Raw genomic sequence first — 18,921 nt, 5'->3', positions numbered from 1 at the left:
GGTGCCGACATGGGAGCATGGGGTATAAAAGCATTAGAGCGTGACGAAGGGCTGGATGTACTGAACATCCTCAAAAATGAATATGTACCGGAGCATCCGGTAATGGATCTGGGTGAGATGATCGAACTGATGAAAGAGGAAGGTATGTTGGGAGAAGATCTCTCCGACATCGACTTTCTCTATGATAACACCGCTATGGCTCTGGCTGAGCTGTATTTCCAATGGAAGGATAACAGCAAGCTGGACTACGATCATGAAGAAGCTATATGGGATAAAATCACCGGTTTCACAGCATCCAAAGAAGCCATTGCCTTCCTGCTGCGGCAGCTCACCGACATCAAAAACGAGGTGCCGGACGAGGACGGCATCCGTGAGATTGTGGATCTTTGGAAGAACGAGGATAGCGGTGAGATCGCTCCTGAGTGGTTGGAACACTTGAATCAGCTCATTGATCGACTGGATTCAGAACAGGAGGTGCGGAAAATGTATATCAAAAAATACTGGGGCAACTTTATCGGAGGTTCCGATGACAGTCTGAACCTTGTGGCATTTTTAGAGGATCAGAAAAAGGAGGAGATCCCCCTCAGCGAGATTTTCGCCAAGATCGGTCTGGACAAGCAGAACTGGGACTTTCGCCAAACCGTGGAGTACCTGGAGTTTACACATTCCGATGGCGTGGAGATGGACTTCCACTTCGCCATTGATGTGGTCACCGACCTGGCCGCCATCCTGCTGGAGTGCAGCGTCAGTGGCAGTGTAAACCTTCAGGATCTGGACGAGTACAACACCCCCGCCCGCCGTATCCGCATCACGGTTACGCCGGAGGAGCACGACGCCATGAATAAGGCCCTGGCGGACTTTGTCCATGCCCCGCTGGAATACGACATCAGCGAGATGATGGGCGAGGATGAGATCACAGATATGGCTTATCAGGTGGAGATGCTGCGGAAAGAGCTGTACGAAGCCTCCGGCCGTAATCGGAACTACCATGTAAAGGCGGAAGATGTGAAACATCTGCTGCCCGACTGGGAGGGCGCCGATGGCTGTATCGCCACCAACCGCATCACAGTAGAGGGCCGCAAGGTGGGCTACTGCTACAGGGAGGAGCCGGACGGCGGCTGGGACAGCGGCTGGCGCTTTACCGCTGGTGACGAGAGCGAGGCGTACATGGATGATCCCAACAATGCCGGGATTTACAAGCTGAATACGATCTGCAACGACGATCCCGACATCATTTCGCTGTTGCATACGCCCGCCCCCTGCGCTTTTGAGCGGGACGAGAGTGGTGTGTTTCAGCAGATTCAAGGCTGGAAACCGGAACAGGATGAGGAGGAGCCTGATATGGATATTTTGAAGCAGTGCCAGAAGTGGCATGAAAACGACGAACACCAGAAGATCATTAACGCGCTGGAGGCTATTCCTGCCGAAGAGCGTACCCCGGAAATCGATATGGAACTGGCCCGGGCCTACAACAATCTGGCGAACCCCAGCGAGCCGGAGGGAAGAAAGCTGCTTCACCGGGCACTGGAACTGATGCAGTCCCAAGAGGAGAAATTTGGAGACACTTATTCCTGGAATTTCCGCATGGGATATGCCTATTATTATCTGGATCAGGAAGGCCGGGCTCTTCGGTATTTTGAAAAAGCTCTGGAACTGCATCCCGGTGATGATCCTAAGCTCAACACCCAACAGGACATTGAGGAACTGATTGACTGGTGCCAGAAGGGCATTTCCCTGCCGCAGTTCTCGGAGTGCTTCCGGGAGCGGACAGAGGACTGGTGGGAAACCTTTGCGGAAATGGAAGCAGAATTGCGCCAGATGATGGATGAGGACAAAGATCACACCCGCGGTGCCGAACTCGTGGCCCAAATGCAGGAAACCCTGAATCTGGTCTTTGATGAAATCTCCTTTGAAATGGGATTTAACGGCGAGAAGTACGAGCTGATCCTCACCCCGGAGGGTGATAAGGTCAAACTGTTTGAGCTGATCTACTTCCAGAAGCATGCCCCCAAGGAGGTGCTGGAGCACTGGAACATCCTTGTGGGCCGTCAGCCCATCCGAAACATCGGACTGCGCACCGACGATGGCTGGGATATCTCCGGGGAGGATGTGCAGATCTGGCTGGAGAAGCAGGGCGAAAACAGCTTTTCCATCTCCGCCTACTGTGAAAAGCTGCTGCCTATGCTCCGGGAGGAGGAAAGTAGGGCCTGGTGGATGCTCACCACCCTCACCGACCAGGTGCTGGGCGAGATCCCCCACATGAGATACATAGATAGCTTTGATGTGCTGGAGGAACCCAAGACAGAGCCGTCCTTCCTCCTGTCTCAGCTTCCCGACGCTCTGAAGGAGCGGGGGCTGGAACTCTCCACCGACCCGGAAGCCTATCTGGAGAGCTACCTTGGCTACAAAATGGAACCCAATGAAGATCCCGACGCCGATTGGCGGTTGGATACCATGGTGGGCTCCACTTGCTGTGTGCCGCTCATCAACGGCTATCTGAATGCCGACAATGATTTTATGGACGATCTCCATGCCGATGGCACGGTGGCGGGCTTCTTCTGCTATCCCCTGGATACCCTGCGGGAGGAGGAAGGCAGTCAGAAGATCTTCGACTTCCGAGACAAGCTGGAAGAAGTGTTTACCACTGATGAAGGATCGGAAGTGCTCACTCTCACCGGCGGGGCCACCGGCCGCTACTGCGGCTATGTGGACTTCATCGCCTGGGACATCCAAGAGGCGCTGAACATGGCGAAAGAGTTCTTTGAAGGCACGGACATCCCATGGGCCATCTTCCACACCTTCCGCCGTGAAGCCGGTTCTGTACCCCTAAAGCAACAAGATGATGGGCCAGAAACTGAGAATCAGGATGACGAGTTGGATGAAACGCTTACGGGCATGGACTATATTCCTTATACCCAACAGAACGCCGAAGCATTCTTCGCTCAGCTGGAGCAGTGGAACGACGAGGACGAGTACACCCGCTGTATCCAGGCACTGAATGCCATCCCGGAGGACTGGAGGAACTACCGCACCGCCTACGCCCTGGCCCGTGCACTGGAGAACTACGCCATCATCGGGGACCATGACGAAGGTACTTTGAAATCCAAGGGAGACAAAGCCCTCCTGAGGGCCATTGAGGTGTTGGAGTCCGTCCGGGAGGAAGGCCAGGACAAGGCGGAGTGGAATATGCGGATGGCCTACGGCTATCAGTATCTCTATGGCCAGGAGGCAAAGGCCATTCCCTACGCCCAGCGTTGGGCAGAACTGGACCCGGAAGACGAGGACGCTCCGGCGGTGATTCGGGAGTGTAAGGCGGAGATCCGGAAACGCCAGCGCGGCCGGAAGAAGGCCAAATTCGTGCCTGGTAATACCCCTTTTGAGGGCTTCGACCTCACCAACTTCTGGGATGATAATTGGTATGCACTGAAAGAATATGTCAGTGAGCCGCCTTCCGATGAGCTGATTGCCAGCGTGGAGGAGGAACTGGGCTACAAGCTGCCCGCCGCCTACATCTGGCTGATGAAGCAGCACAACGGCGGCATTCCGGTGAATACCTGCTATCCCTGCGATGAGCCTACCTGTTGGGCAGAGGACCATGTGGCCATCACCGGAATTTTCGGCATCGGGCGAGAAAAGAGCTGCTCCCTCTGCGGAGAGCTGGGCAGCCAGTTTATGATCGATGAGTGGGAGTATCCCGCCATCGGCGTGGCCATCTGCGACTGTCCCAGCGCCGGACACGATATGGTTTTCCTGGACTACCGGGCTTGCGGTCCCCAGGGAGAGCCTGCGGTGGTCCATGTGGATCAGGAAAATAACTATAAAATTTCCCATCTGGCAGACAGCTTTGAGGAATTTATCCGGGGACTGGAGCATGAATCCCTGTATGATCCGGATGAAGAAGATACAGACGATCTCGACGAGGAAGATGACGCTGACGGGGAGGAAAACAGCCACACAGGCGTCTTCACCGGCTTTGTCCTCCTGTCCAAGGCAGAATGGGATAAAGAGCAGTTCATCCGGGACATGAAGGAAAAATGGGACATCACCGTGGATGAATACGACGCCAGCGAGGAAAAGGACGATGACGCCCTGGTGTTTGAAGTAGGCGATATGCTGGCCGCCGTCAGCCTGGCCTCCTCCCCTATCCCCGGTGGTGAGGCCGAGGTAAATGCGGAAAACAACTATATGTGGCCGGATGCGGTGAAAATCGCCAGGGAGCACTGTGCCCATATCATGGTGGCGGTGCTGGGCAAAGAGGAAAAGGTTCTGGAGAAGGGCAAGCTCTTCACCAAGCTGATGGCCGCTTGCTGCCGCCAGAGCTATGCCACCGGCGTCTACACCAGCGGCGTGGTGTTTGAGCCCCGGTTCTACGAGGGCTTTGCCGATATGCTCAAAGAGGACGAGCTGCCCATCTTCAACTGGGTCTGGTTCGGCCTGTACCGGAGCGAGGATGGCTTGAACGGCTACACCTACGGCATGGATGTATTTGGCAAGGAGGAGATGGAGGTGCTGAACACCGACGCCGAGCCGGAGGAACTGCGGGACTTTTTGGCAAGCCTTGCCTCCTATGTGCTGGCGTGTGATGTGACGCTACAAGACGGCGAGACTATCGGCTTTTCCGCGGACGATAAGCACACCATCACCCGCAGCCCCGGCGTCTCTCTGCCGGAGGAGCAGATGACCCTGAAAATCAGTTACGAGCCTATAAAGGGAGATCCGGAGGATGACAGCTGCGACCACTCAGACAATGATGACACGCAGGATGAGGAAGAATTCAGTAATCCCGAAGTCTACACCGAGGAGGAGATGGAGGCCGTCGAGGGGCACATTGAGCAGTATTTCGGCAAGGTCGAGAATGTGTTCCACGAGCTGGTTTCTCCCGACATCCATGTGGACATCTGCATGGTGCCGCCCACTGAGGAGCGGGACTATTACACCCTGGTCACCATGGGTATGGGTGCCCACCGGATGAATGTGCCGGTGGAACTGGCGGAATACAAGCTGGAGCGGGCGGAGCTGGCTATCGCGCTGCCTGCGGACTGGAAGTTGGATCAGGAGTCCATGAAAGACGAAAAGTGGTACTGGCCCATCCGCCTGCTGAAATCCTTGGCCCGTCTGCCCATCAACTGTGACAGCTGGTTGGGGCATGGTCATACGGTGGAGAACCGGGAACCATTTGCAGACAACACCAAACTGTGTACTGCTACCCTGATCGGTCTCCAGGATACGGAGGATGGCAGCGAGGTCTGCACTCTGCCGGGCGGCGAGGAGGTCAACTTCTATCAGGTCATTCCGCTTTATGAGGACGAGTTGGACTATAAACTGGAACATGATGTAGACGCTCTGCTGAACAAGATGAGGGGGATCAGTTTTGTCGTAAACCCCACTCGCCAGAATGCTATCACCCGTGGCACCCTTTCCAATGATGATTTTGACGGTGAGATGGACGACGCTTCCTATCACCTTGAGAGCATTGAGGAGAAGGAACTGCCTATTGACCCCATCAATGCTTATAACCACATGGCCATCTACCTGCGCTGGTGCATGGAGCACGACCTGATGGGTGAGGACTTCCTGAAAGAATACAGCGAAGTGGCCAAACAGGTCAAAGCTGACCCTGCCAGTGTGGATCTGCGGGAGTTTATCCGGGATGAGCTGGACGGCTGTCTGTTCTCTGTGCTATTCAATCAGCAAGGCCGTGCCTTTGCAGGCTATTACTACGGAGAGGGCGACAGCCCCTACTATCCTGCCGATGTTGACGACAACGCCCTCCGCTTCTTCGGCCCGGAGCGGTATCACTCCGCTGAGTTCCAGGACGAAGCCTACCTGTTCATCCCCTTTGACGAGGACTACTATCAGGTTATGGCAGAGGTGATCGGGGAACGTTTTGAAAACTGGCAGGGACAGGACTTCGACGGGGACACGCTGGAGCCTTCCGAGGTGGCCCAGGCCATCATGGAGTATCTGGACTGCGAGTGTACCTATTTCCCCTCCATGAAGGATGATGACCCCATCAGGTCGGCATACAGCTACGCCCAGCGGCTGGGGGTACGGGAGGGCTTTGTTCCCGTGCTTATCCAGGCGGATGATGAAACGCTGTTGGAGTGTCTGGTAATGAACGCCGATCCGGAGCATGATGCGGACTTCTATGAATTTGACCTCAAAACGGTAATGGAGTACCGGAAGAAGATGCTGGCCGCTCCCGTCAAGGACGGAAAGGCGGTTTTGGAGGAATTGACCGGCCAGCGTAAGGAAGAAGCCGAGGACGATGACATGGACTGGGAGGAGGAAGTCCTGGGCGAGATGGAGGGCGGCTATGACAATGACCGCTTCTCCTGCTATTGGGATTCGGATAGCCACATGACCTATCCGCTCATTCTGGCCAAAATTCCGGTCAAGAACCCCTGGGAGATCTTCGCCTACCTGCCCTTTGGGAACTGGAACGAGTGTCCCGATACGCCGGAACTGATGGCGGTGGCAAAATACTGGTTTGAGCAGCATGGTGCCATCCCCGCCGCTATGAGCCACGATGAGTTGGAGTTCCTGCTCCCGGCCCCTGTTTCCCAGGAGCAGGCTATGGAAGTTGCCACAGAGCAGTACGGCTTCTGCCCGGACATCGTGGATCAGGAGCAGGATGACCCCACTGTGGGCAATCTGGCGGATGTGCTGCGGCAGTCCACCGTCTGGTACTTCTGGTGGGATTGATGGGAGATTGTGACCATGAACGAATACCTGAAGCAATATATTGAACTCCAAAAGCAGTTTCGGGAGACAGAAGGAGATCCAGACAGTGTCCGTGCTCTCTATACCTTCAAGGAGAAACTGGAGCTGTCGGAAGACAAGCAGGCCAAGGAAGTGCTGGTGGATGTGTATGATCTGCTGGACTTCAAGAAGGATGCCTACGAACTGCTCTGCCAAATTGGAAATCGTTCCGACAAGAAGACCCTCAAGCGGTTGGGAGTCTTGAAGGACTATGCGGAAAATTGGGGCAATCACTACGCCATCCCCAAGCCCCAAACACCAGAGGAAAAGCAGAATGAGAAGGAGCGGCGGGCCCAGCTGGGTCTGCCCGCCTTCCGGTATCACCCCTACCCTTTGGAAACCGGCGCTTTTGAGGAGTCCGCGGATGGCGTTGTCTGCGACTGCTGTGGCAAGACGACCCATGTTTTCTATACAAATCCGTTCTTTTCAGTGGAGGATATTGCATATCTGTGCCCAGAGTGCATCGCCAGCGGCGAAGCGGTCCGGAAATATGACGGTAGTTTTCAAGATGATTTCTCTCTGGATGATGGTGTAGACGATCCGGAGAAGCTGGACGAATTGATCCACCGCACCCCCGGCTACTCCGGCTGGCAGCAGGAATATTGGCGTGCTCACTGCGGCGACTACTGTGCCTTTTTGGGCTATGTGGGTGCCAGAGAACTGCGGGCACTGGGTGTGCTGGAGGAGGTGCTGGACGATCCCATGTGGGACGAGGAGCAGAAAGATATGATCCGGGAATCCGTCAATGGCGGGCACCTGCAATGCTATCTGTTCCAGTGCCTCCACTGCGGAAAGCACCTGGTCTGGATGGATTTTGATTGAGGTGGCAACATGGAGAAGAAGGATTTTCCCAAGGGAACCAAGCCCCGCGAGATCTTCGTCTATACCTGTGAGCGGATCGCGGAGCCTTTGATCCCGCTGGGCTACAAATACCGTAAGAGCAAAAATGACATCTACAAAAAAGACGGCATCTTTGTGTTCTCCTTTTACTTTTCCCCCTCTATCTGCTTTGGCTCCACCACTTTTACTGCCTTCTTCGATGTGAGTTCCCCGGTGATTGCCCAGTGGCGCAGTGAGCAGGAAGGGACGGAGGAAACCTATGATGGTATCGTTGGTACCTCCATCGCCCGGCTGACCCACCGGTATGATGACTTCCCCCGCTATGAGGTATCTACTCTGCTGGAGCGGGAACGCTCCATCCAGGAGATTTCCGGGCAGATCCGGGACTATGCCCTGCCGTTCTTCGCCCGGTTTTCCGACTTGCCGAAGCTGCTGGACGATGTGGAACGAGAGGGGTTCTTCCCCTATCGGAGGGGGTTCGATGTCCCTAAGCGGAATCGGGAGTTCATCGAATGCTTCCCGGGAGTATCTGAAAAAGATATAATAAATTACAGTAAGAAAACAAAACGGAGGAAAGCGGTATGGAAGAAATCAGAAAGTTTTTATCGGAACCTGAGGAACATCAGGACGAATTTTGGGAAAGCGATGCTCTGATCTGGGTGGACTGGAGAGATTTTGATGAATCTATCATCGAATACTTCAATAAAAAACTGCCTGATGAAGATAAAATTCAGTTTGAATGTGTGGAAACAGAAAAAGAACGCGGTGTTGATATTTTTATGAAAAAGAATGGTGTCAGCGCACCGATCCCCTACGCAGATGATTGTACCGACCGTGACACTACACTGAGAAGTATTCAGGAGTATCTGTCGCCGCAGTATCAGCTCCGCTGGTATATGGGCTCGCTCGGTAGCGATACCCTCGCTTTCTGTATTTATCCCACTTCAGAATGGGAGCAGATAGAGCAGGAATTTGGCGCAGAAAAAGTTGCCTACTACTTTGCACCGGTGCAGGCAAACAGTGTCATGTTCGAAATGGATATGAATGAAGTTTTTGCTTTGCTGGAGCAAAGAGGAGACGCGTAAGATTAACTTGCAGGAGGAATCACCATGTCACAGATTGCATCCTTTTATCTTCTCAAAGACGGCCAGCGGCAGGAACTGTCCAACGGAGACTGCTCCGGCGTGGTCTATATGGCCATCTGGGACTGGTGTGAGAGCGAGCTGGATCTGGATGTCCGTTTTCCTGCTCCCCAGACGGAGGACACCCTGGACTGCGCTCTGCTGGAGCGAGATCTGGCGTATAATATGCTGGCAGCTCTGCGGGAGTGGGACCTCCCGGAGCTGGCCGCTGAAATTGCCCCTGACTGGGACCTGCCCACCGAGGCGGTGCAAAGCGGGCTTGAAACGCTGCGCTCCCATCTGGAACTGGTGCGGGGCGACGTTGCCCTGCTGTATGAAATGTTATAAGGCGGAGGGATACTATGCTGGCAAAGCGGTTTGAAGATATTTTACATAAGCTGGGCATGGCTGAACTGGAACACCCTCTGTTCTACCATGCGCCGGTAGGCATTCGGTTTGAGATCGGCGGGGAGGAACCAATCTATCTGGACAGGAGTGCGGCGAAGCTGAGAACCAACCCCGCCTATGTTCAGGGGGCGCTGGACCGGGCCGCCGCGATCTATCGGGCACTTCCGGAGGTGCCGGACCTTCTGCGGATCGACGGATATCCCGATGAAGAACCTGCCGAGTCCCTGCTGACCGTTATCCGGCAGCGAATGGGACTCCCGGTTCCCAATGAGCAACTTCCGGTCATAGAGCTGGACGAAGATGGGGATACCCATGCACAAGTGCAGTTTTACTGGGATCTCAGCGGGATTACCTTTCAGCCGGAGCAACTTTTGCAGGAGATCATTCTGGGAGATATCGGAGGCTGGGCCGGCTTTGTGTCCAGCGTCTATCTGACAGGGCCTGGACCGTTCCTCTACCACCTGTACGATGACCGGGGGCTGGATGTGCTGGGCAGTTCCAGAGAACTGCTTTTGCCGCTTTACCATCAGTTTCATGGCTGGATCTTGGAGTATAATCTGGAGCAGATTGACCGGGTGTTTACAGCGGAGCAACCACAGCGGCAGAAGTTCACCATCGACGGTCGCCGCTTTTCTAACATGGCTGGTTTTTATGACGAGGTGGAGCGGGTGTTTACCTTTGGTTTGGACCGGAAGAACGGTCGGAACCTGAACGCTTTCAACGATATTCTCCGGGGCGGTTTTGGACGGCATGAGTATGGACAGCCCATCCACATCCAGTGGTTGGCCTATGAAAAAAGCGTCCGTAATCTCGGAAAAGTGACTATGGACACCATTGTGGAAATCATTTTGGATACAGACCATTCCGGGCACGACTGTACCCTGGAACGGTTTTGACCGAACAGAAACGGAGGCAATACTATGGGACTTGACATCTACGCCGGAACATTGACCCGGTACTATTCTCACAACTGGAAAACCGTTGTCCAGCAGTGGGCGGAGGAAAACGGATACTCCTTCAACTGCATCACCCCGGATGGGGAACCTGCTGATAACGAGGAAGAAATGTCCCCGGCTGAGGTTCAGGCGGCGGTGGAGAACTGGCGGGATCAGATCTTGAGCGCCATTTCTCAGCCGGGCCAGCCCCCCTACGCTCCCTGGCTTGAAGATAATGAGAAACCTTATTACACCGACAAGCCGGATTGGGATGCCTTCGGCGCTATGCTGCTGGTGGCCGCCTGTCGTACATACGAGGAACCGGTGCCTTCCACCGTGGAGAAGGACTGGATCTTCGGGGAGCATCCTCTGGTCGCCCGTCTTGCATCGGACGAGGAGCGGGTGTGGTCCCTGCTTCGGGGCGCAACTTGGTGGCTGCCTCTGGCGGATGCCTTCTTCTTTCAGGCGCCTCTGCCCACCGATGATCAGGCGATGATCGCCACCCTGGGCGGACTGCGGAAGGAACTGGAAAAGCTGAACCAGCTGGCATGGCAGGCAGATGAGGATACCATCCTTGGTTGGGCAGACACGGAGGGATACCCGGTAGACGGGACCCTGGGCCCGGATGGACAGTACAGCAAGGCGGACATCCCGGAACACACCCAGTATGACACCCAATCCCTTGCCAAGTTTGCCTTCTCCATGTTCTGGCGGGCCATGCGGTTTGCCGAGGAACAGCAGGTGCCCATCCTGCTTGATTATTAAAGAGGATTCATCAGGAGGTGAAGTCCGTGGAACAAAAACGCCCGGCAGATATATTCCAGGAACTTCTGGACTACCTATGGAACGGCCTGGGCCTGGAGGAAAAGGGCTGGAAGCGTCTGAAAAAAGGCGACTTCAAAAAGAAAACGAAAAACGGGCTGACCTATCAGATCTGGTTTGACCGGAGCCGCTACAACTACATAGACTACGAAATCGGCCATGGAAATGTGGAGGTGGGTTTCAGCTGTATCATAAAGCAGGGAGATGACTACCTCTACTCTTTCAGAATTGAACCCACAACAGGCGGTTCATTCTTTCGGATGCTGACAGAGGACCTGCGGCTGAACACCGGGCTGCTGGACACCTTTCTGCCCCTGATCAAAGCCCACTACCTTGACTTCATCGACCGCTTCGAGGCAGACCCCGTGGAGGCATTACAGTCGGTCTGCGCCCCCTTCACCGAGGCGGAGGACTACAGATGGTTCATCTATGTGCGGGAGCAGATGGTGAAACGGTACGGAACGGCGGAGCAGATGGAGGAGTACCGCCGTCAGGCAGAATTGCGCGGAACGCCGGAGTGCAAGGCGAAGACCCATACCGGAAAGTTGCTGTTCTACCAGTCCCATGCCAAGGATGTGGATCATGCCTGGGCCTCAAGCCGCACCAGAGAGGAACTGGACCAGGTGGTGGAACCCTTTGTGCAGGCCAAGCGGCAGACAGGACAGTGGACGCAGGAGGATGAGGCGGGCTATCAGCTCTACCAGCAGGAAACAGATCCGAAGAAACGCACCTTTCGGGTATGGTATCTCATCGCCAATCCCCGGGGTCTGCCGAAAGAATTTGTCCAGAAAGAACTGGAGTTCCGGTGGAAGCTGTTCGCTAACAGAGAGGAAGAAAGAAAATGAACGGTATTATTATTCTGGTTTGTAGTCTGCTGCTTCTCATGGCTATAAAACTGCTGATAGAACGCAACTTCATCGGACTGATTCTGTTTTGTGTGGTTCTTTTTTTAGCCTTTGGAGTAACTCCACACACAAAGTAGTGATTGTCCATTGCCACATAATCTACTGCTATAAGGAGGAAACTAAATGAGCAATCAAGTTTTCCGGCAAAATCTGAACGACAAAAAAGGCCCCCAGCCCGGTGGCCCCTATCTCATTCAGATGCTGTTCAAAGAGCCGGTAGAAATGCCGGATAAAGAAAAAATGACTGCTGTAATGGAGAAGCACATCGGATCAACAGAGTGCTTCTGTTATGATAAGAAAATGGCTGGCTTTGCCGCACAGGAGCATATTGCAGAGTTCAAGGACGGAAAATGCCCGGTGCAGCTGATGGTGATGAAATGCGACAAGTTCAAGGGCAAAGGCTTTGATGCCTTCCTGATGAGCCAGATGTGGGACTGCCAGGAGGACCGGGAGCGGATCTTCCGGGAGTGCAAATATCAGGTGGTAGCCACCGATATGCTGTCTGCGGCGCTTCCGGCGCTGGAGCGTGCCAATCTGGATGCCGACTTTTTGGAGGCTCTGGCGGAGCTATACCCCACCTGTGAGGCATTCTATTTCCAGAACTGCGGCAAACTGTTTCTGGCGGAGGATGTGCGTTCTCACCAGATTGAAGGTTCGGATCGGTTCATCCGCTTTGGCGTCAATGTCCGCTTCTTTAACATTGAGGGCACCGAAGATATGCTCATCGACACGGTGGGCATGAGCACCCTGTTCCTGCCCGACCTCCAGTACCACTTCCACGACATGGACCCCAACTGGGTGGTAAACCACGCCTACAATGTGGCATCGTACATATTGGAGCATGATAACCCCATTCAGGATGGGGAAACCATAGACGGCGTGGCGGATGGCCAGATGTGCCGGGAGATTCAGTGGAAGTGCCAGTATGAGGACGCTCTGATCCAGCCGCTCAGAGGGGTGCTGGACATTAATATGGGAGAGTGTGCATCTGGAATGCGTTAATATAAAATGATGCCATATAAAAAAGATAGTTGACATTATATCGTAAAATGACAGCTATCTTTTTTATATAAGGGTTTTGGTTAAGATTTTCGTTCTACAAACCACCGGCCTATATAAGCTCCCGTTAAATTTGTACTGCGTTCAAAAAAGAGATGGCTTTGCTTTCCGTTTACCAAAATTGTATAACAGTCGCCCTGACCTCCAGCTTTCCTTGCGACAGAGGGTTTCACATTCAAAATGCGGTCAATTGTATAAGGCGTTCCGTCTTCCCAGGTAAGTTCTTCTGGAAGCATTTTTCCGTCTGGAAGGAAGGCTGCTCTTACGTTTACATAAACCTTGCAGTCTGTCTGAACACCGCTCATATAGTTCTACCTCCTTAAAAAGTTTTTTAACTTCTTCCAGTTCTTCCTCAAGTGTAGATGCATCTGAATGGAAAATGAGATGTGCTTCATCCTTTGTCCATCCGCATAGCAGATAATCACCGGTATGTGTTAGCTCAGAGGTATAGTAAAAATATTGCTGCTTATCTAATTGACAGCAGAAATAGGCACACCGGGTAAGAGGGGAGAGGACAGGAGATGGAGTAATAAGCTGATAGATGATAGTTGTCCCATTGTTGCAAAGTTCTTTTCTAAGGGAAAAATCGTTTTCCGTATATGGACAAATATAATCAGACTCTTCCTGATACATGGCATGGAACAAGTCAAGGTATAGATCGGAGCCATTTTTTTCAAGATCCTGGCAAAATGATTTTGGGGAAAGATAGAAAAAATGGGGGTTCCATTTATGTTCTACATAGTATATATCGCGGATAGTATCTTCGTTCATCAGTAGTCCTCCTATTCAATTGTTTTCAGAAAATTCCCATGTGATACGATGGGAGACTCCAGTTTATAACCTTTACGTTTCATGACACGAAATTTAAAGTCCAGTAATTCTGCTGGTACATAAAGAGCTTTGGCTGCCTGAAAGAAAAACTGGTCTTCGTTTAATGCATTTAATACGCAGTCATCGGATAACAGCAGTTCGGCAGCAAAGAGATTTGCTTCATATTCCTGCCGATCTGTATCGTCAAATAGTGTAAATTCATGAAACGCAGCTGTTATGTTTGTATGAAGCACGGAGTGAGCAATTTCATGAGCTAGTATGACCCGTTGAATCACTTCCGGTAAATCGCTGTTGATTGTGATATGTTTGATTCTGCGGTGCTGAACATAAAATCCTTTGCAGCACCCTTTATATCTTCCCATCGGTTTTAATACCACGATAATTTTCATTGCCTGTGCCAGACGGAATGGATCCGATTCACCATATTTTTTCTGGATCCGTCTGACTTCTTCAGATATGGATTGAATAGTCAAAACAGCTCCCTCCTTTCGGACTATATTACGGGAGAAGATTATTGTGGATTTTTCTTTTTGCCAAAGGTTTTTCTGGCTGCTTTTTTACAGTCATAGTATGCTTCGGCAACTGCCTGAAAATAAGCATCTTTTGCTTCTTCGCTTAGAGTGCCTCCTGCAAAAAGAGCTGTGTTCTCAGCCAGCATTTTCTGTAGATCCAACGCCTCCCTGGTTCCGCTATTTTTTCTCATATCTTCTACATATTCCATGCGGTCTAAGCCGTAAGATGGATCCTCTATGTTATCGTTCTGCAGATACTCGGTTGATACCTCCAGTGCCTTTGCCAGTTTATAAAGCTGTGCCTGGTATGGTTTTCTTTCGCCTAATTCATAAGAAGTAATTGTCCGGATACCCATTCCGGCTTTTTCTGCTAATTGTTTCTGACTTAATCCAAGATTTCCGCGTTGTTCTTTAACTTTAGCACCAAAAGATTTCATGTCAGACCTCCATTCGTTTTAGTGTGCGTAAACTTGCTAACTGTGCTATTGACAAGTGTGCATGTAGTTGCTAATATTTGAATTAGCAAGAGTTAGCAAGTATCAGTGACTATATGCAAATTATAATGGTAAGTGTGCAAACTGTCAAGAATAAGTGTGCTAATACTTGCTAGAAAAAATTGGAAGAGGGTACAGAATATGAATCGGACAATCCTTCATAGCGATATGAACTGTTTTTATGCTTCTGTAGAAATGATGCTGAACCCAGAGCTACAGGGAAAAGCAGTAGCAGTGTGCGGGTCCACAGAAAACCGTCATGGAATTGTTCTTGCAAAATCAGAGAAAGCGAAACAAGCAGGAATAAAAACAGGGATGGTTAACTGGGAGGCAAAACGACTTTGTCCGGATTTGATTTTGGTTCCACCCCAGTATGAACAGTATTTAAAATATTCCAATATGGCAAGAGAGATTTATCAGGAATATACAGACCTGGTAGAGCCTTACGGAATGGACGAGTGCTTTCTAGATGTGACAGCAAGTCAGGTTCTTTATGGTTCTGGAAAAGAAATTGCAGACCAGATTCGCTGCAGGATGAAGAATGAACTGGGATTGACTGTTAGTATAGGAATTTCATTCAATAAAATATTTGCAAAACTGGGAAGTGATATGAAGAAGCCGGATGCCATAACTAGCATTGAAGAATCAGAATGGAAACAAAAGGTTTGGCCGCTTCGGGTATCGGAATTATTATTCTGTGGCCGCTCAACTACAAAGAAGCTGGAGCAAGTTGGAATTTATACGATAGGAGATCTGGCAGAAATGGATCATGATTATGTGAACCAGCTTCTTGGTAAAAATGGGCTGATGCTGTGGTCATATGCAAATGGTCTGGATGATAGTCCGGTAATGGAGAAGGACTTTGTGTCTCCGATGAAAAGTGTGGGGCATGGAATTACTTGTACAGCAGATCTTAAAACAGAAGAGGAGGTCTGGAAGGTTATTCTGGAATTATGCCAGGACATAGGACATCGATTAAGGATTCATGGATTGAAAGCACAGGGGGTTCAGATAGCGATTCGCAGTCAGGAACTATTTATAAGGCAGTATCAAGGTCAACTTTCCCTTCCGACGATAGTGCCTTTGGAAATTGCTAAACTGGCGAGGGAACTATTTCAGAGAAATTATGATTGGAAGGAACCTGTGCGTTCGGTAACTGTTCGTGCAATCAACTTGGTATCAGCAAAAGAACCGGAGCAAATCTGTTTGTTTTCGGATCCAATCCGGCTTGAGAAAGAAGAAAAATTATTTCTGGCGATTGAGGAAATTCGGCGGCGATTTGGAAAAAGGGCTATCTATCCAGCGGCCTTGATGAAGGATCTGAAGATGCCGGAATACCGAGATCATGGTTTGATTATGCCGGGAGTTATGAACCGGTAAGATAGGAGGGGCTTATGGGACGGAAAAACTCATTGGCAAAAAACAGTATTCAGATGCTGTGTGTGATGCAGCATCTGGATGAACAAAATTTATATGAAAGGTCAAAATTGTTATTATCTATTTATCGAAATGTATGCTGGACGGCCTGTGACCGTGCTGCAATGCTTCGTGAAGAAGCAGAATATTGTTATGGCAGAGAACTGGAGGAGGGGCTTCTATATCTGAATGATTTTGCTCCTACTGTAGAGAGGGAAAAGTTTGAAGAAACAGTAAAAAGCCTGTTCCAGACCAAGTGGCTTGTGGAACTGGTAGACTCGGCCATGGTTAAAATGCGTGATTTTCCATATTCACCACAGCTTTATTTTGACATTGTGTTTAAGTGTTATTTAAGCCGGTTCCGATATACAGAACCTGAATTACTGGAAACGCTTCGGATGGAAAGAAGCACATATTATGATAGAAAAAAGGAAGCAATTAAAATATTCGGTCTATCCCTTTGGGGGAGTGCTCTTCCTCAAATCAAACAGGCTTTGGAAGAACCGTTACTTTATGAATAGAGGAGAGGTGGTTTTATGAGCAACAAAAAGAAAATGGAAGTTTTGTATTTTGTTGAGCAATACATAAAAAGGTATGGATATCCGCCTACTGTGCGGGATATCGGAAAAGGTTTAGGGTATCGTTCCCCATCAACTGTGCATGGTTATCTTCGGCAATTGAAGGAAGAACATCTGATTGAAAGTGACGGAAGCAAACCGAGAACGCTTCATATTAATTAAATAGTCCGACTAAAGTCCGACAATAGTCCTACTGAAAGTCCGACTTCTCTCATGTTATAGTCAGTACACTGGATGGTCAGTGTGCTGAGCGAGAAGATCTCATACAGAAATGTATGGGGTCTTTTTTTATAGTGTTTTGTGCGCTGCATCCAATTTCAAATTTGTTAAGAGCCAGCGGGATCTTCCCGTTGGCTTCTTTTTTTCTAAGGAGCAGCGTATGGAGAAAAGCTTTTGCTTGAGGATTGCCAGAAACCTATGTCGTAGTCCGCCACTTGTCCTTCGTTTTCACCACCCAACGAAAACTAAGGAGGACAGGAACATGGCAAAACCGTATAAGATACCGGATTTTAGAAAAATGTATCCGGAAGCCAGCGAGGAAGTAATCGCTGTATTGAGAACAAGTGAAAGAAAAATGCAGTATCAGGAATATGACTTAAAAAGAGCAAGAAATATCGTAGATCCTAAAACAGGAGAGAAAATGACCATTCCTAGCAGAGAGGATTCCTATGAACGCCTGCAGGAAATGGCTGTGCAATTTCCAGAAGAAAACAGAAGTGTTGAGGATCAGATTCTGAAAAAAATAGAGTGTGAACAGTTACATAAATTCCTTTTAGAACTCTCGAAAGAAGAACAGTGGTTGATTCAGGAACTCTATTTTGAGGAACGGACGGAACGGGAGGTAGCTTCGGTACTTGGATTGTCACAGAAGGCGATAAACAAACGGAGACAGAAGATTTTAGAGAAACTGAGAAAATTATTTTAATTATTTTTCTGTTTTTGGTTCTCAAACTTCTCTGCCAGCGTGGAAAGAAGTGAAGGGGACTGATTTCTCTTTCTGTTCTTTGGCAAAAACTGTGTGAAACAGTCATATCCGGCAATACAGATACCTTAGTTGTTCAGCCCAAAAGGAAAAGCACAAAGGAAAATCCGCCACGACCACCTGCAGATAGTCAGAGTGTCTGTCAATAAGATGACATCAAAGGTGCAGAGCGAAAAAAATTTGTCCTTAAAGCAGTTTTGGCAGACTGCCTGCAATGACCTGAACAGCCTATAATGATACTTCCGTCCAGTCACAGCCCCGCAAAACGGGAACACGCAATGAGGGCGGCTCGGAGAGACCCTCGGAGGGGAACAATCCCATGACAGCCTTAAGCCATGGCTGGTCAGTGTTGCCGCCCAAAGATATCGGTTGTAACAGGAATATCAGTATTTCCGATATCTGGTTCCGGGAAGTTGTGTCGAATAGGAACTTTTGAAAATGAAGAACAAGTGATTTTTAACAGAAACTATGGCGGCAGCTTTATATTTATCCAGCGGAAAAGGAAAGATAGATCAGCTGGATAAGGCTGCCGCTATCCTTGTGTTCTAAATCACAAAATGATAAGGAGGAAGATGTATATGCGTGTCAAAGAATTTATGGAATTATATTCTGACAGCAATTTTCATTTTATGACATCGAAAGGATATTTATTTCTGAATTCTGACCAGGTAAAATCCATACTTTTGGAAGGGCAGAAAGAAGCAGCCAAGAAGGAGCTGGGAAAGGGAATCCGAGCTGATGAACTTTTGGCAGGCGAGGTCATCAGCGTAAGCTGGAAAAAGGGCATTTGCCATATGACGGCAGAATTACATAGAGATAGAGACTTTTCATAAAGAGTAGGAACATTCGTAGTCCAAAGTAGATGGAAGGAGGGGAAGTGTTACGATAAAAAAAGGAGATATATATTATGCAGACCTGATGCCGGTAATAGGCTCTGAACAGGGGGGAATCCGGCCGGTTTTGATTATTCAGAATGATGTTGGTAATTGTTACAGTCCAACCGTCATTGTGGCAGCAATTACAAGTCGGCCTAATAAGCACTGGATACCTACACATATCGAATTGGGAAATCATGTAAGAGGACTCCATAATGATTCTGTTATTTTATTGGAGCAGGTAAGGACGATTGACCGGATAAGATTAAGAGGGTATGTAGGAAGTCTGAGTGGAGCCATGATGCGTAAAGTAGATGAGGCAATTCTCGTGAGTTTTGGTGTAACAGTACAGAGAAGAACATAAAGGGTGTTTGGAAAAGG

At 50.1% G+C, this 18,921-nt stretch carries 18 protein-coding genes; 15 read left to right on the top strand and 3 right to left on the bottom strand.

Annotated features, from left to right (window positions below):
- Nucleotides 1-9: 9 nt before the first annotated feature.
- From ACI3EW_RS15810 to ACI3EW_RS15770, 9 genes are all read left to right on the top strand, one after another.
- The gene (locus ACI3EW_RS15810) at nucleotides 10-6,705 is read left to right on the top strand and encodes an immunity protein Imm33 domain-containing protein (RefSeq protein WP_002593762.1); all 6,696 of its coding nucleotides are present in this window, start codon (nucleotides 10-12) and stop codon (nucleotides 6,703-6,705) included.
- Between the two features lie 15 nt (nucleotides 6,706-6,720).
- Complete coding sequence (locus tag ACI3EW_RS15805; protein WP_002593761.1) at nucleotides 6,721-7,584, top strand: CbrC family protein; 864 nt, start codon at nucleotides 6,721-6,723, stop codon at nucleotides 7,582-7,584.
- A 9-nt stretch (nucleotides 7,585-7,593) separates the two neighbouring features.
- Nucleotides 7,594-8,256, top strand: coding sequence for a DUF4304 domain-containing protein (locus ACI3EW_RS15800; RefSeq protein ID WP_002593760.1), 663 nt, complete (start codon nucleotides 7,594-7,596; stop codon nucleotides 8,254-8,256).
- On the top strand, nucleotides 8,184-8,687 hold the full coding sequence (locus ACI3EW_RS15795) for a hypothetical protein (protein ID WP_038292374.1): 504 nt from the start codon (nucleotides 8,184-8,186) through the stop codon (nucleotides 8,685-8,687). Before ACI3EW_RS15800 ends, ACI3EW_RS15795 begins: the two co-directional genes overlap by 73 nt.
- 24 nt (nucleotides 8,688-8,711) lie before the next feature.
- On the top strand, nucleotides 8,712-9,071 hold the full coding sequence (locus ACI3EW_RS15790; protein ID WP_002593758.1) for a hypothetical protein: 360 nt from the start codon (nucleotides 8,712-8,714) through the stop codon (nucleotides 9,069-9,071).
- Between the two features lie 14 nt (nucleotides 9,072-9,085).
- Nucleotides 9,086-10,027, top strand: coding sequence for a DUF3885 domain-containing protein (locus ACI3EW_RS15785; protein WP_002593757.1), 942 nt, complete (start codon nucleotides 9,086-9,088; stop codon nucleotides 10,025-10,027).
- A 24-nt stretch (nucleotides 10,028-10,051) separates the two neighbouring features.
- Nucleotides 10,052-10,831, top strand: coding sequence for a hypothetical protein (locus ACI3EW_RS15780; protein WP_002593756.1), 780 nt, complete (start codon nucleotides 10,052-10,054; stop codon nucleotides 10,829-10,831).
- Nucleotides 10,832-10,848: 17 nt separating this feature from the next.
- Nucleotides 10,849-11,733, top strand: a complete 885-nt coding sequence (locus ACI3EW_RS15775; RefSeq protein ID WP_008400348.1) for a hypothetical protein — start codon at nucleotides 10,849-10,851, stop codon at nucleotides 11,731-11,733.
- Between the two features lie 183 nt (nucleotides 11,734-11,916).
- On the top strand, nucleotides 11,917-12,795 hold the full coding sequence (locus ACI3EW_RS15770) for a DUF4261 domain-containing protein (protein WP_002593753.1): 879 nt from the start codon (nucleotides 11,917-11,919) through the stop codon (nucleotides 12,793-12,795).
- Between the two features lie 243 nt (nucleotides 12,796-13,038).
- On the opposite strand, the gene ACI3EW_RS15765 is transcribed toward ACI3EW_RS15770, so the two are convergent.
- The 3 genes from ACI3EW_RS15765 to ACI3EW_RS15755 are packed head-to-tail and all read right to left on the bottom strand — an operon-like array spanning nucleotide 13,039 to nucleotide 14,632.
- The gene (locus ACI3EW_RS15765) at nucleotides 13,039-13,623 is read right to left on the bottom strand and encodes a hypothetical protein (RefSeq protein WP_002593752.1); all 585 of its coding nucleotides are present in this window, start codon (nucleotides 13,621-13,623) and stop codon (nucleotides 13,039-13,041) included.
- Between the two features lie 11 nt (nucleotides 13,624-13,634).
- Nucleotides 13,635-14,156, bottom strand: a complete 522-nt coding sequence (locus ACI3EW_RS15760) for an ImmA/IrrE family metallo-endopeptidase (protein ID WP_002593751.1) — start codon at nucleotides 14,154-14,156, stop codon at nucleotides 13,635-13,637.
- 38 nt (nucleotides 14,157-14,194) lie between these two features.
- A complete protein-coding gene (locus tag ACI3EW_RS15755) occupies nucleotides 14,195-14,632 on the bottom strand; it encodes a helix-turn-helix domain-containing protein (protein ID WP_002593750.1) in 438 nt (145 codons plus the stop codon).
- A 198-nt stretch (nucleotides 14,633-14,830) separates the two neighbouring features.
- Here ACI3EW_RS15755 and dinB point away from each other — a divergent pair, with 198 nt between their 5' ends.
- The 6 genes from dinB to ACI3EW_RS15725 all read left to right on the top strand — a co-directional run bounded on the left by dinB (nucleotide 14,831) and on the right by ACI3EW_RS15725 (nucleotide 18,904).
- Complete coding sequence (gene dinB / locus ACI3EW_RS15750; protein ID WP_044944626.1) at nucleotides 14,831-16,069, top strand: DNA polymerase IV; 1,239 nt, start codon at nucleotides 14,831-14,833, stop codon at nucleotides 16,067-16,069.
- A gap of 14 nt (nucleotides 16,070-16,083) precedes the next feature.
- Nucleotides 16,084-16,626, top strand: a complete 543-nt coding sequence (locus ACI3EW_RS15745) for a hypothetical protein (RefSeq protein ID WP_002593748.1) — start codon at nucleotides 16,084-16,086, stop codon at nucleotides 16,624-16,626.
- A gap of 15 nt (nucleotides 16,627-16,641) precedes the next feature.
- A complete protein-coding gene (locus tag ACI3EW_RS15740) occupies nucleotides 16,642-16,845 on the top strand; it encodes a LexA family protein (protein ID WP_002593747.1) in 204 nt (67 codons plus the stop codon).
- A 217-nt stretch (nucleotides 16,846-17,062) separates the two neighbouring features.
- Nucleotides 17,063-17,608 carry a sigma-70 family RNA polymerase sigma factor gene (locus tag ACI3EW_RS15735; RefSeq protein ID WP_243015274.1) on the top strand — a complete coding sequence of 182 codons (546 nt, stop codon included), beginning with the start codon at nucleotides 17,063-17,065 and terminating at the stop codon, nucleotides 17,606-17,608.
- A 635-nt stretch (nucleotides 17,609-18,243) separates the two neighbouring features.
- Complete coding sequence (locus ACI3EW_RS15730) at nucleotides 18,244-18,498, top strand: hypothetical protein (protein ID WP_002593745.1); 255 nt, start codon at nucleotides 18,244-18,246, stop codon at nucleotides 18,496-18,498.
- A 52-nt stretch (nucleotides 18,499-18,550) separates the two neighbouring features.
- Nucleotides 18,551-18,904: a type II toxin-antitoxin system PemK/MazF family toxin gene (locus ACI3EW_RS15725; RefSeq protein ID WP_038292372.1), complete on the top strand. Its 354-nt coding sequence runs from the start codon at nucleotides 18,551-18,553 to the stop codon at nucleotides 18,902-18,904.
- Nucleotides 18,905-18,921 lie beyond the last annotated feature (17 nt).

The sequence above is a fragment of the Pilosibacter rotomagensis genome, from assembly GCF_045062245.2.
In the GTDB taxonomy this organism is placed as follows: Bacteria; Bacillota; Clostridia; order Lachnospirales; family Lachnospiraceae; genus Pilosibacter.
Note: the sequence above shows the minus strand (reverse complement) of the source record. Positions and strands in the feature narration are given on the sequence as shown.

Excerpts from the sequence above, each read along its gene's own strand:
- ACI3EW_RS15810 (WP_002593762.1), top strand. The coding sequence starts at position 10 with ATGGGAGCATGGGGTATAAAAGCATTAGAGCGTGACGAAGGGCTGGAT.
- ACI3EW_RS15805 (WP_002593761.1), top strand. The coding sequence starts at position 6,721 with ATGAACGAATACCTGAAGCAATATATTGAACTCCAAAAGCAGTTTCGG.
- ACI3EW_RS15800 (WP_002593760.1), top strand. The coding sequence starts at position 7,594 with ATGGAGAAGAAGGATTTTCCCAAGGGAACCAAGCCCCGCGAGATCTTC.
- ACI3EW_RS15795 (WP_038292374.1), top strand. The coding sequence starts at position 8,184 with ATGGAAGAAATCAGAAAGTTTTTATCGGAACCTGAGGAACATCAGGAC.
- ACI3EW_RS15790 (WP_002593758.1), top strand. The coding sequence starts at position 8,712 with ATGTCACAGATTGCATCCTTTTATCTTCTCAAAGACGGCCAGCGGCAG.
- ACI3EW_RS15785 (WP_002593757.1), top strand. The coding sequence starts at position 9,086 with ATGCTGGCAAAGCGGTTTGAAGATATTTTACATAAGCTGGGCATGGCT.
- ACI3EW_RS15780 (WP_002593756.1), top strand. The coding sequence starts at position 10,052 with ATGGGACTTGACATCTACGCCGGAACATTGACCCGGTACTATTCTCAC.
- ACI3EW_RS15770 (WP_002593753.1), top strand. The coding sequence starts at position 11,917 with ATGAGCAATCAAGTTTTCCGGCAAAATCTGAACGACAAAAAAGGCCCC.
- ACI3EW_RS15765 (WP_002593752.1), bottom strand. The coding sequence starts at position 13,623 with ATGAACGAAGATACTATCCGCGATATATACTATGTAGAACATAAATGG.
- ACI3EW_RS15755 (WP_002593750.1), bottom strand. The coding sequence starts at position 14,632 with ATGAAATCTTTTGGTGCTAAAGTTAAAGAACAACGCGGAAATCTTGGA.
- dinB (WP_044944626.1), top strand. The coding sequence starts at position 14,831 with ATGAATCGGACAATCCTTCATAGCGATATGAACTGTTTTTATGCTTCT.
- ACI3EW_RS15745 (WP_002593748.1), top strand. The coding sequence starts at position 16,084 with ATGGGACGGAAAAACTCATTGGCAAAAAACAGTATTCAGATGCTGTGT.
- ACI3EW_RS15740 (WP_002593747.1), top strand. The coding sequence starts at position 16,642 with ATGAGCAACAAAAAGAAAATGGAAGTTTTGTATTTTGTTGAGCAATAC.
- ACI3EW_RS15735 (WP_243015274.1), top strand. The coding sequence starts at position 17,063 with ATGGAGAAAAGCTTTTGCTTGAGGATTGCCAGAAACCTATGTCGTAGT.
- ACI3EW_RS15730 (WP_002593745.1), top strand. The coding sequence starts at position 18,244 with ATGCGTGTCAAAGAATTTATGGAATTATATTCTGACAGCAATTTTCAT.